Below are 3,498 nucleotides of genomic sequence, written 5' to 3'. Positions count from 1 at the left end.
GGGGGGCTTTTTCGGATTGGTTTGGGACATGACGGTCCCTCGCGGATGGGTGTGGGGTTACCACGGGGTGGGTGGTGCGGCGGCGGGCGCGGTTCGGCCGGCCGCCGTGCAGAGCCCGGACAGGGGCCGCGGCCCCGGAACGGGAAAGGCCGATCGGGCTAGAGGACGAAGCCCTCGGGGAAGGGATCGGCGGGGTCGAGCAGGTAGGTGGCGTTGCCGGTGATCCAGGCGCGGCCGGTGAACTCGGGGATCACCGCGGGCAGCCCGCCGGCCTCGGCGGTGCCGACGAGCCGGCCGGTGAACCGGGTGCCGATGAACGACTCGTTCACGAACTCGGTGTGCAGCGGCAGCTCGCCGCGCGCGTGCAGCTGCGCCATCCGCGCGGACGTGCCGGTGCCGCACGGCGACCGGTCGAACCAGCCGGGGTGGATCGCCATGGCGTTCCGCGAGCGCTTCGCGTCCGAGCCGGGCGCGAGGAACTGCACGTGCTTGCAGCCACCGATCAGCGGGTCGCCGGGGTGCACCGGGCGGTCGGCCTCGTTGATCGCCTCCATGATCGCCAGCCCGGCCTTGAGGATGTCGTCCTTGCGGGCCCGGTCGAACGGCAGCCCGAGCCGCTCCAGCTCGGTGATGGCGTAGAAGTTGCCGCCGTACGCCATGTCGTAGCGGACCTCGCCGAGGCCCGGCACGTCGACGACGGCGTCCCGGCGCAGCGCGAACGAGGGGACGTTGCGGAGCGTGACGTTCTCGGCGACGCCGTCGCGGACGGCGACGCGGGCCTCGACGAGCCCGGCCGGAGTGTCCAGCCGGACGATCGTCTCCGGCTCGGTCACCTCGACCATCCCGGTCTCGACCAGTACGGTCGCGACCCCGATGGTGCCGTGCCCGCACATCGGGAGGAACCCGCTGACCTCGATGTACACCACGCCCCAGTCGGCGTCCGGCCGGGTCGGCGGCTGGAGCAGCGCGCCGCTCATCGCGGCGTGGCCGCGCGGCTCGTCCATGAGGAACCGGCGCAGCCCGTCGAGGTGCTCGACAGCGTACCGGCGGCGCTCGGCCATCGTCGCGCCCGGGATGGGCGCGACGCCGCCGGTGACGACGCGGGTCGGCATGCCCTCGGTGTGCGAGTCGACCGCGGTGATCGACCGGGCCGAGCGCATCAGGCGGCCTGCCGCTGCGCGAGTGCCTCGACGGCGCGGGCCATGTCGGCGGTGACGCCGGCGCGGTGCTCGTCGGTCAGCGGGCCGCGCGGCGGGCGGCACGGGCCGCCGTACCGGCCGACCTGCTCCATGCCGAGCTTGATCGCCTGGACGAACTCGGTGCGCGAGTCCCACCGGAACGCGGCGACGAGCGGCTCGTACAGGGCGCGGGCCTCCTCCAGCTTCCCGGTGGTGGCCAGCTCGTACAGCAGCGCGGACTCGGCCGGGAACACGTTCGGGAAGCCGGCGAACCAGCCGGTGGCGCCCATCAGCAGCGCCTCCAGGGTGACGTCGTCGGCGCCGGCGACGACCTCCAGGCCGGGCGCCTTCTCCTTGATCTCCAGGACGCGGCGGACGTCGCCGGAGAACTCCTTGACCGCGACGATGTTCTCGATCTGCGCGATCTCGGCGAGCAGGTCGGGGGTGAGGTCGACCTTGGTGTCGATCGGGTTGTTGTAGACCATGACGGGCAGCCCGACGGAGGCGACGGCCTCGTAGTGGGCGATGACCTCGCCGCGGTTGGCCCGGTACATCGTCGGGGGGAGGCACAGCACGCCGTGCGCGCCGTCCTCGGCGGCGAGCTCGGTCCAGTGCCTGGCCTGGTGGGAGCCGGGGCCGTGCACGCCGACCACGACGACGCCGTCCTGGCCGACGGCCTCGACGGCGGTGCGGGCGACGCGGCGGCGCTCCTCGTCGGTCAGCGAGGAGTACTCGCCGAGGGAGCCGTTCGGTCCGACGCCGCGGCAGCCGTTGTCGACGAGCCAGCGGCAGTGCTCGGCGTACTTGTCGTAGTCGACGGCGAGCCCGGCGGGAGCGGTGGCGTCCTCGTAGTAGGGCAGCGCCGTCGCAACGATGACGCCGCCGAGGCTCAGGAGCTTGGTGTCGCTCATCGGGCGCTCTCTTTCTGGTCGGGGTTCCTGGGGTCAGGGGTGTCGTCGGTGTTCTCGACGGGGGGACTTGCGAGTTCGCCGAGCCGGATGGGCTGGGCGATGGGACGGTGATGGGGGTTCGCCCCGGGCACCGTGCCGGAGAGCAGGTCGGCGACCGTTGGGCCGCAGATGCGGGCCTGGCACGGTCCGAGCCCGGTGCGGGTGCCGAGCTTGACCGCGCGGGCGGACCCGCCCGCCTTCTCGCCGGCCGCGCGGCGCAGGGAGCCGTAGGTGGTCTCCTCGCAGCGGCAGACGACGGTCTCGTCGCGCAGCCATCCGGGCCAGGCCGCGCCGATCGGGTGGGCGGCGGCGAGCCGGGCGGCGAACGCGCGGGCCCGGTCGCGGCGGCGGCGCAGCGCGGCCGCCTCGCGGGCGGCGGGGTCGCCTCCCCCGGCGATCCAGCCGGCGAGCAGGCCCTCGGTGCGGGCGGCGGGCGCCCCGCCGATGCCGGTGATCTCGCCGGCGGCGTAGACGCCGGGCGCGGTGGTGCGCTGGTCGGCGTCCACCTCGGCGAAGGCGCCGCCGGGCGTGCGGGTGAGCGCGCAGCCGGCCGCGACGGGCAGTTCGAGCTGCGGGCTGAAGCCGTGGGTGACGCACAGCGCGTCCACCGGGACGGTGCGCTCGGTGCCGGGGACGACCGACCAGTCGGGACGCAGCCGCGCCGTGACCGCCTCTTCCACGCGCCCGTCGCCCCGGGCCTCGATCACGGCGCGGCCCGTCCGGTACGGGACGCGGTGCCGGGCCAGCAGCCCCGCGTACTCGGCGAGCTCCCCGGCCTTGCCGGCCTGCGAGGCCAGCTCCCAGGGGCGGCGGGCCCAGCCGCGCGCGACGGTCGCGGCGGGGTTGGCCTCCAGCACCTCCGTGACGGTGGCGCCGGCCTCGATCAGCGACGCGGCGACCGGGAGAAGGAACGGTCCAGAACCGGCGATCAGGACGGGGTCGCCGACGACGAGGCGCTCCCCCTTGGCGAGCGCCTGCGCGGCGCCGGCGGTGTAGACGCCGGGCAGCTCCCATCCCGGGAACGGCAGGACGCGGTCGTGGGCGCCGGGCGCGAGGACCAGCGCGTCCGGGCGCAGGACGCGGCGCTCGCGTCCGGCGGCGTCGGCCTCGCCGCGCAGCACGTGGACGATCGGCGCGCCCTCGTCGGGCCGTTCGAGCGACCAGACGGTGCTCTCCGGCCACCAGTCGCAGCGCGGATGCCCGAGGACGCGGTCGCGGAGCCGCTCGAAGCCGCGCCAGCCGTGGTGCAGGCGTCCGGGGTTCGCGGCGGCGAACGCGTCGGGGAGCATCCGGTGGTACTGGCCGCCGGGGTGCTCGGACGCGTCGACCAGCGTGACGTCCGCGCCGGCGCGCAGCGCGCCCGCCGCGGC

General features: G+C 75.4%; 3 protein-coding genes. All 3 read right to left on the bottom strand.

Annotated elements, in window-relative coordinates; translation table 11 throughout:
* Positions 1–158 precede the first annotated feature (158 nt).
* Positions 159–1,160, bottom strand: a complete 1,002-nt coding sequence (locus ABZ914_RS48640) for a proline racemase family protein (RefSeq protein WP_500201400.1) — start codon at positions 1,158–1,160, stop codon at positions 159–161.
* The gene (locus ABZ914_RS48635) at positions 1,160–2,089 is read right to left on the bottom strand and encodes a dihydrodipicolinate synthase family protein (protein ID WP_500201399.1); all 930 of its coding nucleotides are present in this window, start codon (positions 2,087–2,089) and stop codon (positions 1,160–1,162) included. Before ABZ914_RS48635 ends, ABZ914_RS48640 begins: the two co-directional genes overlap by 1 nt.
* Positions 2,086–3,498, bottom strand: a 1,413-nt coding sequence (locus ABZ914_RS48630) for an FAD/NAD(P)-dependent oxidoreductase (protein WP_500201398.1), incomplete at its 5' end; no start/stop codon positions are given. The genes ABZ914_RS48635 and ABZ914_RS48630, both read right to left, overlap by 4 nt.

The sequence above is a fragment of the Spirillospora sp. NPDC046719 genome (genome assembly GCF_040645715.1).
Taxonomy (GTDB): Bacteria; Actinomycetota; Actinomycetes; order Streptosporangiales; family Streptosporangiaceae; genus Spirillospora.
Note: the sequence above shows the minus strand (reverse complement) of the source record. Positions and strands in the feature narration are given on the sequence as shown.